The organism is Coprobacter tertius, from assembly GCF_024330105.1.
Taxonomy (GTDB): Bacteria; Bacteroidota; Bacteroidia; order Bacteroidales; family Coprobacteraceae; genus Coprobacter; species Coprobacter tertius.
Genome location: NZ_JANDHW010000022.1, coordinates 1 through 21,414, shown reverse-complemented (window position 1 = coordinate 21,414; position 21,414 = coordinate 1). Strand labels below are relative to the sequence as shown.

General features: G+C 40.7%; 18 protein-coding genes. 8 read left to right on the top strand and 10 right to left on the bottom strand.

All coding sequences use genetic code 11. The annotated features are described in order from the left end of the window. Positions 1 to 55: 55 nt before the first annotated feature. Positions 56 to 283, top strand: coding sequence for a hypothetical protein (locus tag NMU02_RS13485; RefSeq protein ID WP_255028493.1), 228 nt, complete (start codon positions 56 to 58; stop codon positions 281 to 283). Positions 284 to 305: 22 nt separating this feature from the next. Here the strand turns inward: NMU02_RS13485 and NMU02_RS13480 are convergent, their stop codons facing one another. Next, on the bottom strand, positions 306 to 1,052 hold the full coding sequence (locus NMU02_RS13480) for a copper homeostasis protein CutC (RefSeq protein ID WP_255028492.1): 747 nt from the start codon (positions 1,050 to 1,052) through the stop codon (positions 306 to 308). Between the two features lie 244 nt (positions 1,053 to 1,296). On the opposite strand from NMU02_RS13480, the gene NMU02_RS13475 reads away from it, so the two are divergent. Both NMU02_RS13475 and NMU02_RS13470 read left to right on the top strand, forming a co-directional pair. Next, on the top strand, positions 1,297 to 4,296 hold the full coding sequence (locus NMU02_RS13475) for a hypothetical protein (RefSeq protein WP_255028491.1): 3,000 nt from the start codon (positions 1,297 to 1,299) through the stop codon (positions 4,294 to 4,296). 23 nt (positions 4,297 to 4,319) lie between these two features. Then, positions 4,320 to 5,750, top strand: coding sequence for a DUF5723 family protein (locus NMU02_RS13470; RefSeq protein ID WP_255028490.1), 1,431 nt, complete (start codon positions 4,320 to 4,322; stop codon positions 5,748 to 5,750). Positions 5,751 to 5,818: 68 nt separating this feature from the next. Here the strand turns inward: NMU02_RS13470 and NMU02_RS13465 are convergent, their stop codons facing one another. From NMU02_RS13465 to NMU02_RS13455, 3 genes are all read right to left on the bottom strand, one after another. Further along, complete coding sequence (locus tag NMU02_RS13465) at positions 5,819 to 6,415, bottom strand: aminotransferase class IV (RefSeq protein ID WP_255028489.1); 597 nt, start codon at positions 6,413 to 6,415, stop codon at positions 5,819 to 5,821. Then, on the bottom strand, positions 6,375 to 7,385 hold the full coding sequence (locus NMU02_RS13460) for an aminodeoxychorismate synthase component I (protein ID WP_255028488.1): 1,011 nt from the start codon (positions 7,383 to 7,385) through the stop codon (positions 6,375 to 6,377). The genes NMU02_RS13465 and NMU02_RS13460 overlap by 41 nt, the downstream gene beginning before the upstream one ends. An 81-nt stretch (positions 7,386 to 7,466) precedes the next feature. Next, a complete protein-coding gene (locus tag NMU02_RS13455) occupies positions 7,467 to 8,468 on the bottom strand; it encodes a class II fructose-bisphosphate aldolase (protein WP_255028487.1) in 1,002 nt (333 codons plus the stop codon). Between the two features lie 291 nt (positions 8,469 to 8,759). Here NMU02_RS13455 and speA point away from each other — a divergent pair, with 291 nt between their 5' ends. From speA to NMU02_RS13435, 4 genes are all read left to right on the top strand, one after another. Next, positions 8,760 to 10,658 (top strand): biosynthetic arginine decarboxylase, encoded by a 1,899-nt coding sequence (speA, locus tag NMU02_RS13450; RefSeq protein WP_255028485.1) that lies wholly within the window; start codon positions 8,760 to 8,762, stop codon positions 10,656 to 10,658. Positions 10,659 to 10,669: 11 nt separating this feature from the next. After that, positions 10,670 to 11,422 (top strand): tRNA pseudouridine(38-40) synthase TruA, encoded by a 753-nt coding sequence (gene truA / locus NMU02_RS13445; protein ID WP_255028484.1) that lies wholly within the window; start codon positions 10,670 to 10,672, stop codon positions 11,420 to 11,422. 131 nt (positions 11,423 to 11,553) lie between these two features. Continuing rightward, positions 11,554 to 12,453, top strand: coding sequence for a DMT family transporter (locus tag NMU02_RS13440; RefSeq protein WP_255028483.1), 900 nt, complete (start codon positions 11,554 to 11,556; stop codon positions 12,451 to 12,453). Between the two features lie 104 nt (positions 12,454 to 12,557). Beyond that, complete coding sequence (locus tag NMU02_RS13435; protein WP_255028482.1) at positions 12,558 to 13,208, top strand: DUF3256 family protein; 651 nt, start codon at positions 12,558 to 12,560, stop codon at positions 13,206 to 13,208. Positions 13,209 to 13,285: 77 nt separating this feature from the next. Here the strand turns inward: NMU02_RS13435 and NMU02_RS13430 are convergent, their stop codons facing one another. Further along, positions 13,286 to 13,495, bottom strand: coding sequence for a heavy-metal-associated domain-containing protein (locus NMU02_RS13430; RefSeq protein WP_255028481.1), 210 nt, complete (start codon positions 13,493 to 13,495; stop codon positions 13,286 to 13,288). 38 nt (positions 13,496 to 13,533) lie between these two features. Then, positions 13,534 to 15,735, bottom strand: a complete 2,202-nt coding sequence (locus NMU02_RS13425; protein WP_255028480.1) for a heavy metal translocating P-type ATPase — start codon at positions 15,733 to 15,735, stop codon at positions 13,534 to 13,536. Positions 15,736 to 15,963: 228 nt separating this feature from the next. Here NMU02_RS13425 and NMU02_RS13420 point away from each other — a divergent pair, with 228 nt between their 5' ends. Next, positions 15,964 to 16,617 carry a DUF5715 family protein gene (locus NMU02_RS13420; RefSeq protein ID WP_255028479.1) on the top strand — a complete coding sequence of 218 codons (654 nt, stop codon included), beginning with the start codon at positions 15,964 to 15,966 and terminating at the stop codon, positions 16,615 to 16,617. Here NMU02_RS13420 and NMU02_RS13415 read toward each other — a convergent pair. From NMU02_RS13415 to NMU02_RS13400, 4 genes are all read right to left on the bottom strand, one after another. Continuing rightward, on the bottom strand, positions 16,595 to 17,794 hold the full coding sequence (locus tag NMU02_RS13415; protein ID WP_255028478.1) for a hypothetical protein: 1,200 nt from the start codon (positions 17,792 to 17,794) through the stop codon (positions 16,595 to 16,597). The two genes, NMU02_RS13420 and NMU02_RS13415, sit on opposite strands and share 23 nt — an antisense overlap. A 23-nt stretch (positions 17,795 to 17,817) precedes the next feature. Next, entirely contained in the window at positions 17,818 to 18,771 is a 954-nt protein-coding gene (locus NMU02_RS13410) for an N-acetylornithine carbamoyltransferase (protein WP_255028477.1), read from the bottom strand. Positions 18,772 to 18,840: 69 nt separating this feature from the next. Further along, positions 18,841 to 20,088 carry a glutamate-5-semialdehyde dehydrogenase gene (locus NMU02_RS13405; protein WP_255028476.1) on the bottom strand — a complete coding sequence of 416 codons (1,248 nt, stop codon included), beginning with the start codon at positions 20,086 to 20,088 and terminating at the stop codon, positions 18,841 to 18,843. A 155-nt stretch (positions 20,089 to 20,243) separates the two neighbouring features. Continuing rightward, entirely contained in the window at positions 20,244 to 21,272 is a 1,029-nt protein-coding gene (locus NMU02_RS13400; protein ID WP_255028475.1) for a glycoside hydrolase family 43 protein, read from the bottom strand. Positions 21,273 to 21,414 lie beyond the last annotated feature (142 nt).

Sequence of the window (21,414 nt, the reverse complement as noted above, 5' to 3'; positions counted from 1 at the left end):
TCGCACAAACAATTTTAATAGAAAACAGGATACAATATTTTAAAATACATTAATTATGTCGTTATCCCGTGTCATTCTGAACGTAAGTGAAGGCCCTCCAATGGCATTCACCTCGGGTAATTACCCTACTCCTGCTACTATGGCATCTGGCAATTGCCCCAACGTCGCTATCGCCCAGGTGACAGGGAATAGAGGATGTTTTGCTATCGCTCAACACGACAAAGGCAAAGTAAAGGATGGCAAGGGGAGGTCGCCCCGGGAAATCACCCTTTCGCTCATTTGAGAACCCACGCTTCGGTAAAATCCTATTTTACAGCCGAAATCGTATCCCGAACCTTTCGGGAAGAAGTTTCCTCGACAGCATACTCATCGATATGCACCATCCCCCCCATCGAAACCGACGTATTTCTGTAAATCATTCCACCCGGACGAGATACACGGCCCGAAAAATGAAATTCCCGGCATCCGGTTTCTTCCGCCAGCCGCTTTATATTCCCGGCATTCACCCCCGACCCCGGCATAATAATAATACGATCTCCAGCTCTTCCGGCCAAATCCCGGATGAGCCCGATTCCCTCTTCAGCCGTTTGTCGTCCACCTGAAGTAAGAATGCGCTTACAACCCAGTGAAATTATTTTTTCTAAAGCATCGAAAGGGTCGCGAACCATATCGAAAGCCCGGTGAAAAGTGACCGGAAGAGAACCTGCCGCAACCATCAGAGTTTTCATGGCTGCCATATCGACCTCTCCCCCGGGAGTCAGTACCCCGAAGACAAGGCCATCGGCTCCCAAGGAACGAGCCGCAAAGATATCTTCACACATGACATCCAGTTCGGCACCTGAATATAAAAAATCTCCTCCCCGCGGGCGTATTATGACGTTTAACCGTATTCCCTCAACGGCCTTCGCCCGTTTTATCATACCGTAAGAGGGAGTGGTACCGCCCTCGGGCATTCCGGCACATAACTCGACACGTTGCGCTCCTCCTTCAAGAGCCGCTACTACGCTACCGACCGAATTAGCGCAAACTTCGAATATATAATCTTTTTTCATTTTTTCGGTTTGGCTTTAAAACTATATTAATGAATTTACAAAAGTATAATAACTTCTTTTTTTAACATATAATTTTCAAAATAAAATGGCGCCTTCTCGATGAACAATAAATTTAGATATATATAAATAAATATATTAAGAAAAAAATCGGGCTTTAAGATTTTATTCTTATTTTTGCCCTGTTATTATATTTAAACAACACAGCGGTTATTTTAATAAATTTATCAAAAACAAAAAATTGAAGGTGGATAAAGGGATTAGAAAATTAAAAAAGACGCTTCAGCTATGCCTGACTGCGTCTCTCGTCATTATCGGTAACTCGTGTATTGATAATAAGTATAATTTAGATCAGGACATTTCTTTAACCGTCGAAGTGGGTTCGGGACTCGGATTTCCACTGGGATCGACGGAAGAAAAATTATTGAAAGACCTGATTTCGGAAGAAGATGTAGACGGCCTCATCGAAGGCGACGAATATTCGATACAGAAAAGCGATGTTTTTAATTCTACCATCGAACCCCAGCATGTATCGATCGACGGGATTAATCAGACAGTAGATTTCAATATCGAATTTTCAGATCTGGTCATCGACCCGATTACTGTCGAAGCCAACCATAAAGAGGCGTCGCTAAAATCGGATAATCCGATCGAAAATGTCGACCTATCGCCGAATGCAGCCAGCGATCAGAGTATTTCTGTTACACACGGAAGCGTTCCGCAAGTGAGCGACTTACCCGCTATCGATATTCACCCGACCGGAACCAACCCCTTTGTTCTGAATATAAATTCGGTGAGTTGCCCCGAAGAAATAACGAGCGTACAGAAAATATTATTTGCCAAGGGAAATAACGCACAAATTAAAATCGATGTAAAACGACTGAAAAACGACCTGAAACTTTCGGAAATCAATCTGCAAGTTATCGATTTTACAGTCACCTTTCCTGCTGCTTTCAAACTAAGCGGGACAACCGCAAACGGAATGCAGATTTCGGGAAATAAATTGATTATTTCGGGAACTACCTTAACTGACGATCGTATTTACACATTCAATATCGATTCTTACACCAAAAATATTCCCAATAACAACGGTAGTACGCCCCAAATATCTGAAAACATTACTTATTCGCTAACGGCAAAAGTTTCGGGAAAAATGACTCAGGCACTCGATGCCGGCAGCGCCCGCTTAGGCCTCTCGTTTTCTTTCGCTCCCGATAAGAAAGACATGGATATACTGGCCGAAATAGGTACGGTTAATATCGACATGCCCGAAACGATGATAGAGAATAAAGTAGATATAACCAACATCCCGAAAGAAATAGAGAAAATAAAAACGGTTACCTTCGAGTCGACCTCTACAATTTCGTTCTCGATAAACAACATAGACCTGAAAGGGCTACAACCGAAAAACGGCGAAAATCTGCTGTTGCAATTGCCCCAAAACCTGACATTTGAGCCGACAAGCGGACTGAATACATCGAACAACATTTTATCTATCCCTACCACCTCGATAGCGAACAGCAACCAATATACGAAAACACTCACCGTAAAATCGGCCGATTTTACGTCTTACCCACTGGTAAGCGACCCGGTAACGGGGAAAAAACATACCTCGTTTACTATACAAATGGGATTGAAACCGTCGAAACTGACACTATCCGGTGAAGCCGGGAAAACGGTATCGGTAAACGACCTGCTCAGCTATAACAACGGGCAGACAATTAGCGTTATCATAAACCCGACCACCCTTACGGTAAAAGACGCCGAAGTGGAATCGGGCGAATTCGTTTCGGAAGTAAAAGATGAAAAAGTAACTTTCAGCGTTTCGGCAGAAGCCAAAGAAATTAAAAAACTGAATACCGTAACCTTTACCCAGCCGGTAACCGCCAAACTGAGTGTAAATATAAAAAATATTACGGCCGAAGCCGGACAATTACATTTTAGCAGTTATACCATCAATTTCCCGAAATTTATAAAATTCGACCCGTCGACCGGTGTAAACGCAAACAACCAGTTGATACTGAATGACGTTATCGGTTATAAAGACGGCAATACCTCGTCGAAAGAAAGAGTGTATACCAAAGACCTGTTGATAAACAGTCTCGATTTCGACGGATATTCCGACTTTATCAATAACGGCCAAATCTCCCTCAACGAGGAGGTAACCATGAATGGCAACGTCGTCGTATCGAAGGGAGGAACGATAGGACTCGACGACTTGAAAAATATAAGCGTTACGGCTACGATGAACGTACCCGACATGGTGGTAAAAGAAGTTACGGGAGTTGTAGACCAAAGCGTAGACCCGCAACATGAAAAAGTGGATCTTTCTGATCTGACCGAATACCTGAAAGAAGGATCGGTTCTCGATCTGCAACCGGGATCATATGTAACCCTCGATGTGAAAAACCCGATCGGTATTCCCATAAAATTGGGTCAGCTCGTCGTATCCTCGAAAAAGAACAATCAGATACTCGAAACCCTTAACCTCGCACCCGGCAGCAACCTCATTATCGGGGCCGGCGACGGAAGCGAAGAAGGGACCGAATCGAAATTCTGGCTCTCTGAAACCGACAATCACGCCGAAGGATACCAATGGATAGGAATTACCAACGATCTGGTAAAATTATTGAAGGAAGTTCCCGACAGCCTGGTCATCGACATAAAAGATATCTCTGCCTCGGAAACCGATGCACAGGGAAATCCGGTGATACATAAAGTAGATATACAGCGCAATTATAATGTGGATATAAAATACAACGTGGTTGTTCCTCTGGCATTGGGCAAAGACTTAAATATCGTTTATACCGATACGATAAAAGATATTCATAAAGATCTCGAAGATATAACCGACAATGTAAACATAAAAGAACTCGATTTGTATGTCGATATAGAAACCAGCCTGCCTATGGAACTTAAACTCGAAGTAAATCCTTTAGGTATCGGTTCGGAACATAAGCTGGACGGCCTTGTATTAGAAATCGGAGACGAAGGAAAAATACAAGCCGGGAATTATGATCCGGAAACAAAACAAACCACCAAAAGGGTAACATCGATCCCCATCCATGTTTACGATAAAGGAGATTATCTGAAAGAACTCGACGGTTTGGAACTGATCATAAACGGATATTTACCGAAAGGAGAATCTACTTACGCCGGAGCACCTTTACGGCCGACCCAATCGATAAAAGCGAAAGTCAGAGTAAAATTACCGAAAGGCGTAGAAGTAGATATAGATAAATTATAACAAAACAGTAACAAGAAAAAGCTATGAAACAATATAAAATGAGAAGTAGTATTATCACTTTTATCCTGCTACTGACAACAATAAGTATCGGGGCTCAAAACCTGCACTCGTCTTATTTTCTCGAACGGATGCCTTATCGACACAGACTAAACCCGGCATTGATAAACGATTACGGATATTTCAGTTTTCCGATATTGGGCAATATTGCCGTCGGACTTAATTCGAATATCGGAATCTCTACATTTCTGTACCCTTCACTAACCAAGCCGAATGAATTGAATACATTTCTTCATCCCGACGTAGATTTCAATAAATTCGAGAAGAAACTGAAAAATATGAACCAGATCGAACCGAATTTTGAAATCACGATTCTGTCTTTCGGCTTTTTTGCTTTCAACGGATTTAATACCTTCGACCTGTCGGTACGATCTACCAACCAGATATTTCTCCCAAAAGATTTCTTTACCTTCCTGAAACTGGGACAAACAGGAGATGCTACCGAATACAATATCTCGGATATGTCGATTAAAAGCAATACTTTCGCCCAACTGGCTTTGGGACACGCACACGAAATAAATGATAAACTGACCATCGGGGCTAAACTGAAATTTTTAGTCGGGGGTGCTAATATAGACGCCAAAATAGATAAAATGAATATTTTATTGAGCGATAATAAATGGTATATACGCAGTTACGGACAAGCCGATGTATCGATGGCAGGAGCCAGTCTGAAAGTAAATAACAAGGGGGAAATCGATGGATTCGATTTAGACACCCCGGGTATCGGAGGTTTTGGCGGTGCAGTAGATTTGGGCGCCACCTATAAATTACTGGATAACCTGACACTGTCGATGGCGTTGACCGATATCGGATTTATTCGCTGGAACAATAATTTGAGAGGTGTTACTCCCGATAAAGAATTTATATTCGAAGGATTCGAACATATCGGAGCGGAAGACGGCCCGAACGGAGACAACGCTTTCGATGATGAGACAGACAAATTTACCGATGATTTGGAAGCTCTCGCTAAATTTAATAAAGCCGACGCCCCTGCAGCACGAAATACGATGCTGTACACGACAATGAACATAGGTGCGGAATACGGAATTCTGAACAACAAAATATCTTTCGGTCTTTTGTCTTCTACCCGCTTCTCGACCCCGAAGGTGTGGACCGAATTGATGGGAACCGTGAACTTTCGACCGGCTCGGTGGTTTATGGCCGCTGTAAACGGTTCGGTCTCGAACATGGGATGCGCCTGGGGAGCTGTCATTAATTTGTGTCCGAGAGGATTTAACCTTTTTATCGGTACCGACTATATGATTACCCGTGTCAATTCCTGGTTTATACCGGTAGACCGGGCTAATTTCAATATTAATTTCGGTATCAACTTCCCGATGTCACTGAATCCTAAATTAAAAAATAAGACCGTTTATAAACCGGTTCCTTATTAATTCTTTAAATACGACAAAAAACGGGGATGAGAAAAAATTTCTCATCCCCGTTTTTCATAATATAGCCTTTAATAAAAAATACGGTTTACCGGAATTTCGATTTCCCCAAAGGAAATCATCGCATTAAACAAAGAGATACATTTATAATCACGAATACGCATTACCGAGATATCAGCCTCTCGCAATCGGTTCCTGTCGAGCAAAAAAGCCCGTTGCGTTCCTTTTAACAAAGGATTGCGAGGAGTCACCCAATTACTTCCGTCATAAAGAGCGACATTACAAAAAGACGTATCGGTCAGCAATCCGTTTTTAACGATAAGAATATCATCCGTTTCACCCCGCAATGCAAATAACCTGTCGATCGATTTGCGATCGATACATTTATACCGATAATCCACATCATCGTTTATAACCAGTCTCAGACTTTCGATACAAGGAAGCTGATAAGGTAAATATTCTATTTTTTCCACCTTTTCCCGGTAGAGAATACGGCATTTCGTACGTTCTTTATAAATAGACAAATCCGAGAAATAATAACGAATATCCTCCTCTACCGAAAAAGCACCGAAAAGCGTTGCCCGGGTATCGTTCATACGCCGGTTATGGTACTCGATATTCCATACTTTACCATCCTGTATCCGTAAGGTTTCTACAAATAGGCACATATATTTTTTGTTTCATTTCATTATATTCCGCCTCGGCTCTACTTTTAGCCGTTATACCGCCCCCGCTTTTAAACAGAAAGCCGGTTTCCCTTATCTCCATAAAACGTATCATTACCGCACTATCGAGATCGAAACCATCGAAATAACCCATCACGCCGGTATAAAATCCCCGGGGACAAGTTTCTGCCTCGGCAATAATCTCCATCGTTTTCTTTTTGGGAGCACCTGTAATAGAACCAGCCGGCAACAGACTGAATAAAATATCTCCCAACCTCTCGTTATAATAACCCTCCAACCTGCCTTTAATTTCGGAACTTACTTGTAATAAATCTCCATTCGAAGTATTTACAAGGTCGATATACCGATAACGGGAAACTTCTACTTGTGTAGCGACACGACTCAAATCATTTCGGATAAGATCTACAATCGTAGCATGCTCGGCACTTTCTTTGACATCCCCCAGAATACGTTCGCGCGCATTGGGAAGAGAAGCGTCGATCGTTCCCTTCATCGGGTATGAAGAGATCATACCGTTTTGGATACGAACAAAAGTCTCCGGTGAAAAAACCACAAAACGCCCTTTTATATACAACTTATAAGGTGCCTTGGAACGGTAAAATATTTCATTCGCCGAAAGATTGCATTGTACGGGCGTAGCACAAGTAAGGTTCGTTAAAAAAGAATTCCCCCGCAACAAATTCCTGTGTACGATATCGAACGAACGTTTATAACGAACAAACGATACGGGACGGGCAATAAGAACTGGAGAAACATAATTACGCTTTACTATGGCCCGGGTATTCGTATTACCGCCAAAATCATATAAAACGTCCTCCGTTCTATTCAATTCGGCAACCGGGAAAAGGTAAGCTTCCTGCATATCGTATGAGATAGCAAAAAGAAAAGGCGAACGCATTTTCCCATACCTATTCATACAGTCGATAATATCTCCGGTACGGTTTAGATACATAAAATCTTTTAAAATGAATGACAAAGATACGAAAAAGGCCGACTGTTTAAAGCCGGCCTTCTATAGAGAAAAGAGTAATAATTAGCAATCTATTTTGTTATTGCTTCCCAAAACATTTTCGATTTTGTGTTTGTACAACTTCTTCATGTTTTCACGAGCCGGGCCCAAATATTTACGCGGGTCGAATTCGGCAGGTTTGGTAGCAAATACTTCGCGAATAGCAGCTGTCATTGCCAAACGGCTGTCAGAATCGATATTGATTTTGCAAACAGCCGATTTAGCAGCTTTGCGCAATTCTTCTTCGGGAATACCGATAGCGTCTTTTAATGCACCACCGTATTTATTGATTGTTTCCACTTCTTCCTGAGGTACAGAAGATGAACCGTGAAGAACGATAGGGAATCCCGGAAGTTCTTTTTCTACGCCTTCCAATACATCGAAACGCAAGGGAGGAGGCACCAAACGACCGTTGGCATCGCGAGTACATTGTTCGGGTTTGAATTTATTTGCACCATGAGAAGTACCGATAGAAATAGCCAAGCTATCTACACCCGTTTTGGTTACGAAATCAACTACTTCTTCGGGTTTAGTATAAGTGTGTTCTTCAGCGCTTACTTCGTCTTCAACACCGGCCAATACACCTAATTCACCTTCTACGGTTACATCGAACTGATGAGCATATTCTACGACTTTCTTGGTAAGAGCTACGTTTTCATCATAAGGAAGATGAGAACCGTCGATCATTACAGAAGAGAATCCCATATCGACACAAGATTTGCAAAGTTCGAAAGAATCGCCATGATCGAGATGGAGTACGATCTGAGGATGCGCACAACCCAATTCTTTTGCATATTCTACAGCACCTTCGGCCATGTAACGGAGAAGCGTTTGATTGGCATACTGACGGGCGCCTTTCGATACCTGAAGGATCACCGGAGATTTAGTTTCCACTGCAGCCTGAATAATAGCCTGCAACTGTTCCATGTTATTGAAGTTAAAAGCCGGAATAGCATATCCACCTTTGATAGCCTTAGCAAACATTTCTTTGGTGTTTACCAGGCCTAAATCTTTGTAACTAACCATTTTGTTCGATATTATTGCGTTAATAAATAAAAACTATGCAAAGGTAAGAATTTTATGTTTAAAAACACTATGGGGAATACGAAAAAACATTGTTTTCTCTTGCTCGGCGTTAAGCATGTATATCCATACATCTTATAAAAAATATGTTTTTGGGGCAACTCCTTTTTCCTTTCGTTTTTTATGTATATTTTTGTAGCTTGCAATTGAGTTACAACATATTGCATAAATATACATTTTTTGATCCTGATAAAATTAACGATTAAAAAAACTGTAATTCAGTAGTTTTAAGCAATGAGAAGATGGCGTGTTGAAGATTCGGCCGAACTTTACAATATCAATGGTTGGGGGCTGAAATATTTTGCAATTAATGAAAAAGGACATGTGACCGTAACTCCGCGCGAAGGAAGCGATTCGGTCGATCTGAAAGTGCTAATGGACGAGTTGCAAGTACGTGACGTGACTTCTCCCGTATTGGTGCGTTTTCCTGATATTCTCGATAACCGGATCGAAAAAATATCGAAATGTTTCCAGCAAGCTGCTGAAGAATACGGATATACTTCGCAAAATTTTATTATTTACCCGATTAAGGTAAATCAGATGCGCCCCGTTGTGGAAGAGATCGTAAGTCACGGAAAAAAATTCAACATCGGCTTGGAAGCCGGTTCCAAGCCTGAACTCCATGCCGTACTGGCAATCAATATCGACCAAAACTCCCTGATCATCTGCAACGGTTATAAAGACGAAAATTATATCGAACTGGCTTTGCTTGCACAGAAAATGGGGCGCCGTATATTTCTTGTCGTAGAAAAGCTAAACGAACTGAAACTAATCGCTTCGATTGCAAAACGATTGAAAATAAGGCCCAATGTAGGGATACGGATAAAACTGGCCAGTTCGGGCAGCGGAAAATGGGAAGAATCGGGAGGCGACGTCAGCAAATTCGGACTAAACTCGAGCGAATTACTCGAAGCACTCGATATTCTCGAAAAAAACAAAATGACAGACTGTCTCCGGTTGATACATTTCCACATCGGCAGCCAGGTTACTAAAATACGCCGTATCAAAAATGCCCTGCGTGAAGCTTCGCAATTTTATGTGCAACTGCGCGGTATGGGATACAACATCGACTTTGTAGATATAGGAGGAGGTCTCGGAGTCGATTACGACGGTACCCGTTCTTCCAGTAGCGAAAGCAGCATGAACTATTCTATACAGGAATATGTAAACGACTCTATTTCGGCATTGGTAGATGCCTGTACTAAGAACGATCTTCCTCAGCCTAATATTATTACAGAATCGGGCCGGTCGCTTACTGCACATCATTCGGTACTTATTTTCGAAGTGCTGGAAACAACGACTTTACCTTCCTGGGACGAAAATGAAGATATTACCGACGAAGACCATGAACTGGTACGGGAATTATATAAAATATGGGAAACTATCAATCAACCGCGTCTGATAGAATCCTGGCACGACGCATTGCAAATACGCGAAGAAGCACTCGACTTATTCGGGCTGGGAATGCTCGACCTGCGTACCCGTGCACAGATAGAACGATTGTTCTGGTCGGTAGCAAGAGAAGTATACAGCATTGCATCGGAAATAAAACACTCTCCCGAAGAATTAAAGAAAATATCGAAAATGCTACCCGATAAATATTTCTGTAATTTTTCGTTATTCCAGTCGTTACCCGACTCATGGGCTATCGACCAGATATTCCCTATTATGCCGATCGGACGCCTCGATGAGAAACCGGATCGAACAGCTACCATTCAGGATATTACCTGTGACTCGGACGGAAAAATCGATAATTTTATTTCTACCCGTAGTTTCAACTACCATTTGCCGGTACACTCGCTCAATAATAAAGAACCCTATTATATAGGCGTATTTCTCGTAGGAGCTTATCAGGAAATACTGGGTGATATGCACAATCTTTTCGGCGACACCAATGCTGTGCATGTAAGCGTTTACAAAGATCATTACGAAATAGATCAGATAATCGACGGCGAAACCGTAGCCGAAGTCCTCGATTATGTACAGTTCAGTCCCAAAAAGCTGGTACGCAGCGTAGAAACATGGGTAACGACTTCGATGAAAGAAGGAGTTATTACCCCCGAAGAAGGCCGCGAATTTTTATCGAATTATCGTTCGGGACTTTACGGTTATACTTATCTTGAAAAAGATTAAATATAACAACCGTGTCGCACCGCTATTTTTTATATTCGGCTTATGACGGTTCCGGTTATCACGGTTGGCAAGTACAACCTAACGGTATTACGGTACAGCAAAGAATCGAAGAATCTCTATCGACTCTGTTGCGTCGCGAAACACCGATAACCGGTGCCGGACGTACCGATACCGGTGTACACGCTAAACTCATGGCAGCTCACTTCGATACCGAAGAACCAGTAAACGATGCGAACGCATTATGTAACAAATTAAACCGAATTTTACCGCCCGACATATCTATTTATAGAATCGTCCCTGTACGGGAAGATGCACATGCCCGTTTCGATGCCATATCCCGCACCTACCGGTATTATATTACCGACAGAAAAAATCCGTTCGACAACCGGTATGCCTGGAGAATTCATGGAAAGCTCGACTTCGAGGAAATGAATAAGGCGGCCCTGAAATTATTCGATTACACCGATTTTACCAGTTTCAGTAAACTACATACCGATGTAAAAACGAACAATTGTCGTATAATGCAGGCAAAATGGGAAAAAGAAGGTGAACTGTATGCTTTTACAATACAAGCCGACCGTTTTTTAAGAAATATGGTACGGGCCATAGTAGGGACTGTGATCGATGTCGGACGCAGGAAATTGTCGGTACAGGAGTTCTGTCGGATCATAGAACAAAAAGACCGGTGTAAAGCCGGAACTTCTGCTCCGGCAAACGCTTTATTCCTTTGTGATATTTCTTATCCGGATACTATATTTATATAAATAACTTTTTATCGGAGAGCTACGATTACAGGAAATCGATCTGAACTACACGGGGTGAAAATACCGATCGATAACAAAAAAATCGTACTTTTGCTGCTGCTTTATACAAAACTGATCTATCGAACAACAATATGTGGTTAACTTTGGCTTTTATCTCGGCCGCATTGCTGGGAATGTACGAAGTATTTAAAAAAGCGGCTCTGGACAGGAATGCCGTCATACCGGTACTTTTTCTCAATACGGTATTCTGCAGCCTGATTTTTCTCCCGTTAATCGTTTTGTCTTATGCTTTTCCTGAAACGATACAGCACAGCATACTGTATGTTCCGAAAGTACCTTTCACGACACATCTGTATATCATTCTAAAAGCCGTTATCGTATTATCATCATGGATTTTCGCCTATTTCGCCATGAAACATTTACCGATAACAATTGCTGCTACAATAAAAGCATCCCAGCCCGTTCTCACCCTGTTGGGTGCTCTACTGATATTCGGAGAACGACTTAATCTATACCAATGGATCGGAGTAAGTTTGTCCATACTGTCGTTTTTTTTACTTTCATCGGCCGGCCGGAAAGAAGGGATACGCTTCTCTCATAATATATGGATATGGTTTATCGTTCTGGCTACTATCACAGGATCGGTCAGCGGGTTATACGATAAATACCTGATGAGCCGTTTCGACCGGATGACCGTACAGGTATGGTATAATTATTACCAAATGGGAATTATGTTTATTATTCTGATGTTTTTATGGTATCCCAAAAGAAAACAGACGACACCCTTCCGTTGGAGAAACAGCATATTCTTTATTTCATTATTTCTCGTTGCTGCCGATTTCGTATATTTTTATGCCCTGAGTTATCCCGACTCTATGATTTCTATTGTTTCTATGGTGAGACGCAGCGGAGTAATCGTGAGTTTCACGGCAGGTGTTTTTTTCTTTAAAGAAAAAAATATCCGCAGGAAAGCAATCGACCTCGTTCTGGTACTTATCGGTATGTATTTTCTCTATCTGGGTACCAAATGATTTTTATATGACCGTTTAACAGGCTTCCACAAAACTTTCTCGAAAATTTTTTATTTGCTTTTTATCATTATCTTTGTCATACCGAAAATAAAATTACCGTATATATGCGTAAAATATTTATTTTTATCTGTATTGTATTTCTGACTCTTTCTGCCGAAGCGCAAAGAGTTGCTTCTTTCTTTTATGTTATGCCCGAAGAATTAATTCCACAATTGGAAACAAATCGTAGAAAAGACATAATAGATTTATACAAACACGATAAAAAAGGAGGAGTTACCAATTCGTTGGGAGGAAAATCGGATGTTATCGAATTATCGGAAAATTATCTGGAAGTAGGAATGTCCGCATCTTCGACCCTACAAATAAAACTACTCCCCTGGCAACAAAAGGATACTACCGGTACTATTATTACCGTTATACGTACCGTCTGTGCTCCGGCATGCAATAGTACGATAGAATTTTACGACACCAATTGGACACGGTTAAAAACCGAGGATTTTATAAGTCTGCCAACAGACAAAATGATGTTCAAGTCTGAATCGGCTGATTCCGTTTCGGTAAAAAAAGCGTTACAACTTATCGATATTTCACTAATGCGTTACGACCTTGCACTGGGAAACGATGACTTGCAATTTACAACGACCATTGGCGATTATATGCCCGAAGAATATTATAAACAAATAAAACCGCTTTTAAGAGAAAGCCCTTTATTATATAAATGGAACGGAAAATGTTTCGTAATAAAAGAACAATAACGATTTTTCATAAAACAAAAAGTCCCGTAAGATAAAATGATCATCTTACGGGACTTTCTGTTTCAGCAAGGTTGATATTACATTTTTTCGGCCTTAAAACCGGCTTCATTTACCAAACGTACCACCACGGCGTCGGGTAAACCAGATGTAATCAACAATGTTTTATCGGGATTTTCGAGATCGATAGACCAATTTTCCACTTCCGGTTCATTATTTAATTTTTCCCCGATTTTTTGTACACAACCGCCACATTTAGCGTTTGTTTTAAATTTACTTGTCGTTTTCATATTACTTTATTTTAAAACCATCCTTATTTTTACTTTTTTCAGATTTTCATCCATTTCAACCGTAAACTATTAAGAACCACCGATACCGAAGAAAAAGCCATTGCCGCACTGGCCCACATGGGATTCAACAAAATGCCCCATATCGGATAGAGAATACCAGCAGCCACCGGAATACCGATAACATTATATATAAATGCCCAAAACAAATTTTCACGAATAATACGTACCGTTTGCCTCGATAACCGAATGGCCTGCGGAAGAAGCAACAAATCGGAATTAATGAGCGTAACCATTGCAACATCCATTGCAATATCCGTACCTTTCCCCATAGCGACACTTACATCAGCTCGAGCCAATGCCTGTGAATCATTAATTCCGTCGCCTACCATGGCTACGACTTTACCCTGAGTCTGCAAATTTTTTATATAATTCTCTTTCTCCTGAGGCAATACTTCAGCTTCATAATGTTCTATTTCCAGCTCTCCAGCGATAGAAACAGCCGTCTGCCGATTATCTCCCGTAAGCATGTGTACTTCGATCCCATTCTGTTTCAACAATTTTACCGCATTGCGGGAAGAGTCTTTTACCGGATCGGATATAGCAAAAATAGCCAGCAATTCATAACCCGATCCGAAATATACGGTACTTAAACCGGCCTGTTGCCACATTATACCATCGTGCAATAAAGTCGTATCGGAAATATACTTACGGGCCATGCGTTCACTCCCGGCCCAATACTCCCTGTCCTCTATTTTACCAGTCACTCCTTCTCCGGTAACGCTTTCGAAAGAAGAAAAAGTAGCAGGTACCGACACCGGATTACCGAGAAACTCGACAATAGCAGTTGCAAGAGGATGTTCGGAACGACGTTCCAATGTCAACAAAACATATTTATTTTCCGTATTATCCCCTGAATATATCCAGCTGACATGCGTAACCGTCGGTTTGCCTTGCGTAAGCGTTCCGGTTTTATCCAAAACGACACAATTTACACGACAAAGATTTTCGAGGGCAAAAGCATCTTTTATCAATATATGATTCTCGGCTGCTTTACCGATACCTACCATTAACGCAGTAGGAGTCGCTAACCCCAATGCACAAGGACAGGCAATTACGAGAACAGATACCGCAGCCAGTAAAGCATAAGAGAAATATCCCCCGCCACCCATTAAAAGCCATAAAACAAATGTAAGTAATGAGATACCCATTACGACCGGAACAAATATTCTGCTGATCTTATCGGCAATTCGTTGTACGGGTGCTTTGCTTCCTTGTGCGTCCTGCACCATGCGTACAATTTGAGCCAGCACCGTCTGGCTCCCTACCTGTGTAGCTTCGAGGACAAAAGCACCCTTCTGATTCAAAGTTCCGGCCAATACTTTGTCACCATCTTTCTTCATCACAGGTATCGGTTCTCCACTGATCATACTCTCATCGACATACGAATTGCCCTCCCGGACGATACCATCTACCGGAATTTTTTCTCCCGGTTTTACACTTACTTTGTCTGAAGGTTTTAAAGAAGCGATAGGAACATCTTTTTCGATACCGTCTTCTATAAGACGGGCTGTTTTAGGTTGTAGGCCCATTAATTTCTTTATGGCAGAAGAGGTATTGTTTTTCGCCCGTTCTTCCATAAGTTTTCCCAGTAATACAAAAGCAATAATCATCCCCGAAGCCTCATAATACACATGAGGTTCTATACCGCGCTGAATCCAAAAATCGGGATATATAGTATTAAATAAGCTGAAAAGAAAAGCGATAGAGGTACTTAAAGCAACTAAAGTATCCATATTAGCCGTACGATGACGGGCTTGTTTCCAGGCATTTTTAAAAAAAGCATCGCCACAAAAAAACAATATCGGAGAAGTTAGCAACAACATAATCCAGTTAACAATGGGGCCTCCGTGCATTGCCGACATGGAGATAACCATCAAAGGGATGGCTAACACCCAGGCCATTATCGTTTTAAATCGCATCAATCGAAAATGTTTCAGACGCAATTCTTCCGTTATTTCCTCAGCAGCTTCTTCTATCACCAGATCGTAACCCAATGACTGAACCGTTTTTTTCAATTGAGCCGGAGTAACAAACTTTTCATCGAATTCGACAGTTAGCGAATTCGACGCGAAATTAACATCGGCATTAGAAACACCTTTTACAGCTCTCACTCCTTTTTCTACATTTGCCGCGCATACAGCACAACTCATTTCCAGAACAGGGACCGTTATTTTTCTCATATCTTTATAACAAAATTATCCTTCAAACCGAAACCAAAGTTATAATAATAATTCTAAAAGATACTCGGCATCTAATTTTAAAATAGACAACACATTTAAAAACAAAGTCATTTCTTTCGCTTCACAAAAAGTTTTTTTTAAGTTTGCCATACAGTAATAAGCCATTACCGAATAACTATTTGCAGGCTACTGGACAAATGAATTTTGAACTCTGAAATATCATATCGAGTGAAAACAAGAATATCTTTATCTTTAATTATTTTTTTACTGTTATTTACCGGCTGCGGGAAAAAAGGTAATACAGTTCCGGAACAAATAAATTTGAAAATTATTCCTTTTGGAAAATTCTCGAGAACATTTAACGATATGAACGCCAAGCATCTCGACGCAGCTCGGAAAATCGGAATAACACCAGTAAATTCACGGGAAGAGGCGATCGATCTGGGTAATCGTTTATGCCAGATAAAAACCTGTGGACAATACAAAATAGATTCTCTTACCCACTCGATTCCTTTTTTGGTGCCCGAAGCCCGGGATTTACTGAAAAAAGTAGGACAAAACTTTATTGATTCTTTAGAAAGTCGGGGAGGAGGCAGTTATAAAATAATTGTTACGAGCGTTCTCCGAGCTGAGAACGATATAAAAAAATTACGGCAAAAAAACGGTAATGCAAGTTCGAATTCCGCACACAGATACGGCACGACATTCGATATCGCTTATACACGTTTCGAAAGATTCGACAATAAATACGAAATTCCACAGGCGCAACTAAAGCATATACTGGCCGAGGTACTTCTCGACCTACGGAAACAAGACCGATGTTACATACGTTACGAAGTGAAACAAGGATGCTTTCACGTTACCGCCCGACAAAGTTATTAATTTTTATAAGCCGTACAAAACCGCTGTAGCTTACCGAAAATCCGACCTGTACACCTTTCATATACATATCGTATTTACCATACGACACATATAAGCGAGTGCGGAGAGAGGATGTCGTCATCTCACGATGTCCAAACCAAGCCGAAGGCACGAAAGAAACGAGAGAGGAAAACTTATAATCGAAATTCAGGCCGGCAAGAAGATTAAAATCATTCATATATACATTAATCCTCTTATCGTTATCATTATCGAGTAACTTGGAATATTCCGAAAATACTCCTCCTACAAACGGAGTAAGAGCAAAATATTTTGTGTTCAACACTCCATAGCCCAATGCAAAAGAGAATTGAGAATAATTGGTCCCACGACCTTTTTCCCAGGTTGTAGTATGGGTTCCCTTCTGGTAAACAATATCCATATCACTCCTGTTCTTCGCGCCTCCTATGGCCATATCGAGCAATAGATGCGCCCGTTTATATGCCAAATCGAGTCCTAAATTAAACTGGAACGCCGGTGTAAAAAATTTAGAAATCTCTCCTGTCGGGAATGCAGTTCCGACACCGAGATTAAGACCGTAACCAAAACTTTTCGGCACGATTACCGGAATTCCGGGATCAGGATGGATTCTGAGTTGCTTTACGAGATATATTTCCCACTCTTCAAGTTTACGTTTGTTCTCGCCTTTTTCCGTCTCGATCGTCATATTCTTTAACTGTTCGTCATAAAGTTGGGAATAATGTCTGAACGCATTTTCCATTTCCAGCTCACTCATACCCTCATTCAGCTCTTCCTGCAATTTGCGACGATATAATTCGAGCAAATCGAACTGAGCCTGATAAAAACGTAAAAGATCCTGTGTTTTTTCCGCATCTTTTATATTAGAACGATCCCGATCGATATAAGCAAAAGCCCTGGGGATATAAATTCTCGTATTTCCACTTTTACGCTTTTCCATCTCTACCCATAAATCAGTTTTGAGAATCGAATTCACCCCTTTTATACTAGTCGTATCCCTAAAATCACTCCACAAAAGTTCTCCGTCATCCCATTTTTTATATCGCTCACCCGATAATTCTACGGGTGCCTTTCTTCCGTATGTTTTCCCACTTTTCCTTTGAGCAATTAGAGAAGAAGGCCCCAAAACAGCAATAAGAATAACCAATATAAAACTTTTCATGGAAGTATCATTTAGAAATTGAACTATAGGCTCTCGAGAATTTTTTTAAGAACCACTTGTGCCGATATTTCCCGATTAGCAGCTTCGGGGATAACGATAGATTGTGGACTCTCAATAACATCGTCTGTAACGATCATATTACGCCGTACCGGTAAACAATGCATAAAATAAGCATTATTCGTTAAAGCCATTTTTTCAGAATCTACGGTCCAACTACGATCGGTATTTAATACTTTCCCGTAATTAGGATCGGCAAAAGCCGACCAGTTTTTAGCATAAATAAAGTCGGCTCCTTCAAACGCTTTTTTCTGATCATATTCTATCCGGGCGTTTCCAGTAAAAGACTTATCCAATTCATACCCTTCGGGGTGTGTAATAACAAACTCATAATCGGTCGCGTTCATCCATTCAGCAAAAGAATTTGCGACTGCCTGAGGCAGCGATTTAGGATGCGGAGCCCAAGTGAGAACAACCTTAGGTTTCTCTTTTTTCTTGTATTCCTCTATCGTAATAAGATCGGCAAAGCTTTGCAGCGGGTGACGAGTAGCGGCTTCCATACTAAATACAGGACGTCCCGAATATTTTATAAACTCGGTAAGTATCTTTTCTTGATAATCATCTTCTTTATTCTCGAATTTAGCAAAAGCCCTCACCCCAATTACGTCACAATAACATCCGATTACCGGAATCGCTTCTAATAAATGCTCCGACTTATCGCCATCCATAATTACTCCTCGTTCGGTCTCCAATTTCCAAGCTCCCTGATTAATATCCAGCACCATTACATTCATGCCAAGATTCATTGCCGCTTTTTGCGTACTCAACCGGGTACGTAAACTCGAATTAAAAAATATCATGATCAGGGTTTTATCTTTTCCCAGTTGTTTATATCCGAAACGATTAGCTTTTACTTCAAAAGCTTCTTTCAGCGCGATATTTAAATCGCCAAGATCTTTTACATTCGTGAAGTGTCTCATTTTGTTGTTGTCTTATAATATGTCTCGTCCTTTCTCACATTGAAAATCTCGGAAGAGACCGGTAAATATCTATCTAATTTGTCCGTTTCCTCGTATAATATATTTATAACTGGTTAATTCCGGAAGAGCCATCGGACCACGAGCATGTAACTTTTGGGTACTTATACCTATTTCAGCCCCAAATCCGAACTGACCGCCATCCGTAAAGGCTGTAGATACATTCGAATACACACAAGCCGCATCTATTTCATTGATGAATCGTTTTATATTCTCTTCATTTTCGCTAACAATACATTCACTGTGTTTCGATGAATACCGGGTAATATGCTCGATGGCTTCATCAATACCCTTAACTGTTTTCACAGCCATTTTATAATCAAGAAACTCGGTCCCGTAACTGTCTTCGGTAGCGTGTTGCAAAAGCGACTGCGGATAATTATCCCGTAATGCCGCAAACGCTTTGTCATCGGCATATATTATAACATTAGCGTCTGATAGTTTACGGCAAATCGCAGGAAGATCTTTGAGCCGAGATTCATCTACAACCAAACAATCGAGTGCATTGCATACGCTTACCCGGCGTGTTTTTGCATTATTGATAATTTCAGCACCTTTTGCAACCTCTCCGGCAGCATCGAAATAAGTATGGCAAATACCTGCTCCGGTTTCGATAACCGGTACGCGTGAATGCTCCCGGACATAGTCGATCAGATTACGCCCTCCTCGAGGTATAATAAGATCCACATAATCTACAGCTGTTAATAATTCCTCTGTTGCAGACCTTTCATCAGGAAGCAAAACTGTTGTATATAAATCGATACCAAATGTTATCAACACCTTGTTAATAACTTCAATTATAGCTTTATTCGAATAATGTGCATCAGAGCCTCCTTTCAATATACAAGCATTTCCCGATTTGAAACAAAGGGAAAAAACATCGAAACTTACATTTGGTCTGGCTTCATAAATAATACCGATCACACCGAAAGGAACCGAAACTTTACATATTTTCATCCCGTTAGGCCTCACAGTCTCACTCAAAATGATACCTAAAGGGGAAGGCAATGAAGCAACTTTACGCATATCGGCTGCTATTCCACAAATACGTTCCGGTGTAAGCATTAACCGGTCATATTTAGGATTCTCGGGATCCATAGCCGAAAGATCTTTCTTATTCTCTGCTAAAATATAATCACTTTCGGCTTCTGCTAAATCTGCTACGGCATACAGTACCTTGTCGATAAGCGACTTATCGACAAGATTGAGTTTTCGTGAAGCATTTCTAACTCTTTCGAATATAGGTTGCAACGATTCCATAATTTTCTATTGATCTATAAAACAAAAATAAAGAAAAAAGAGCAAAATTACATCACTACCCCCTTTTTAATTTCAAAATAACGCTTTTTTATATACTTTTCTTCTGAAATAATCACGGGAGTAAAAAATATCCGAACCTAGTTATCCGAACTCGATTATTCTTCAACAGTTCCCGAAGGAAGAGGCAAACTTTTATTCCTCGGTTCTGGTTTACCGAAATAGGGAATTCCGTTTTCATCAAACGTAAATTTCTGTAGTCTTACTTCTCGATTCCAGCCCGGTGTACGATCTTTTTTAGTATGGTAAAGAATATAATACTCTGTATCATCGGGTGAAGTGGTAAAGCACGCATGTCCCACCCCAAAAGCACCCTCATTTCCTTCAAATATAGGTTTTTCTCCTTTTAACCAGTTCTCCGGCAATAACGGATCGGCATTTTTCCTCAATTTAAGGTATGCTAATTTATACGTATCGAGCCATGATTGCCCGCAAGAATATATCAGAAAAACGTCATCGCCGTGAAAAAGAATTTCCGGACCTTCATTCAAAGGAAGTTCTCCTTTCTCGAAATCTCGATCGGGAGAAGATATTTTTACTCTTGCCGATCCCATCGTCCAAGGATTTTTCATACGGGCTATATATAAATTTTGTTGTGTTTTATCGGTCTTCTCATGTTTGTCCCATCCCGACCATATCGCATACAAATCACCTTTATACCTAAATACAGTCATATCGATCGACCAATAATTATGATCCCAATCATTCAAGGTATCTCCAGTAAAAATCGACCCCTTATCGATATACTCACCAAAAGGATCTTTCCCGACCGACTGAAGTACGCCTGCACGCTGGTGAATAAAAGGAGGCCCAGAATATCCTCCTGCATAATAAATATACCACCGACCGTCAATATAATGCAACTCCGGAGCCCATATACAATGAGAATTCCATTTCTTTCCTTCAGGAGCACTCCACACTTTGACAGGAAGATTTATATGATGTAAATCTTTAGATGCAGAAACCCAAATACCATTATCTTTACTACAACAATAATAATAAATCCCTTCATGTTTCACTACCCAAGGATCGGCACCAGAAGATAAAACCGGATTTTTATAATATCCTCTCGCACTCCCCATGACCATAATAAACCATACAATCGTAACCATCAATAACCTTCTCATAATACTCCGGAATATTAAAATTATCTTTAAAATAAATATAATGATCAATATAATAAAAAACACTCTTTTTAAACGAGAGATAAATATATCAGGATTTTTTGCATCCAGTAAACATTACAGGCTCTTTTTTTTTGAAAAGTAA

Coding starts and splice junctions, on each gene's coding strand:
- NMU02_RS13485 (WP_255028493.1), top strand. CDS start 56: ATGTCGTTATCCCGTGTCATTCTGAACGTAAGTGAAGGCCCTCCAATG.
- NMU02_RS13480 (WP_255028492.1), bottom strand. CDS start 1,052: ATGAAAAAAGATTATATATTCGAAGTTTGCGCTAATTCGGTCGGTAGC.
- NMU02_RS13470 (WP_255028490.1), top strand. CDS start 4,320: ATGAAACAATATAAAATGAGAAGTAGTATTATCACTTTTATCCTGCTA.
- NMU02_RS13465 (WP_255028489.1), bottom strand. CDS start 6,415: ATGTGCCTATTTGTAGAAACCTTACGGATACAGGATGGTAAAGTATGG.
- NMU02_RS13460 (WP_255028488.1), bottom strand. CDS start 7,385: ATGTATCTAAACCGTACCGGAGATATTATCGACTGTATGAATAGGTAT.
- NMU02_RS13455 (WP_255028487.1), bottom strand. CDS start 8,468: ATGGTTAGTTACAAAGATTTAGGCCTGGTAAACACCAAAGAAATGTTT.
- speA (WP_255028485.1), top strand. CDS start 8,760: ATGAGAAGATGGCGTGTTGAAGATTCGGCCGAACTTTACAATATCAAT.
- NMU02_RS13440 (WP_255028483.1), top strand. CDS start 11,554: ATGTGGTTAACTTTGGCTTTTATCTCGGCCGCATTGCTGGGAATGTAC.
- NMU02_RS13435 (WP_255028482.1), top strand. CDS start 12,558: ATGCGTAAAATATTTATTTTTATCTGTATTGTATTTCTGACTCTTTCT.
- NMU02_RS13430 (WP_255028481.1), bottom strand. CDS start 13,495: ATGAAAACGACAAGTAAATTTAAAACAAACGCTAAATGTGGCGGTTGT.
- NMU02_RS13425 (WP_255028480.1), bottom strand. CDS start 15,735: ATGAGAAAAATAACGGTCCCTGTTCTGGAAATGAGTTGTGCTGTATGC.
- NMU02_RS13415 (WP_255028478.1), bottom strand. CDS start 17,794: ATGAAAAGTTTTATATTGGTTATTCTTATTGCTGTTTTGGGGCCTTCT.
- NMU02_RS13410 (WP_255028477.1), bottom strand. CDS start 18,771: ATGAGACACTTCACGAATGTAAAAGATCTTGGCGATTTAAATATCGCG.
- NMU02_RS13405 (WP_255028476.1), bottom strand. CDS start 20,088: ATGGAATCGTTGCAACCTATATTCGAAAGAGTTAGAAATGCTTCACGA.
- NMU02_RS13400 (WP_255028475.1), bottom strand. CDS start 21,272: ATGAGAAGGTTATTGATGGTTACGATTGTATGGTTTATTATGGTCATG.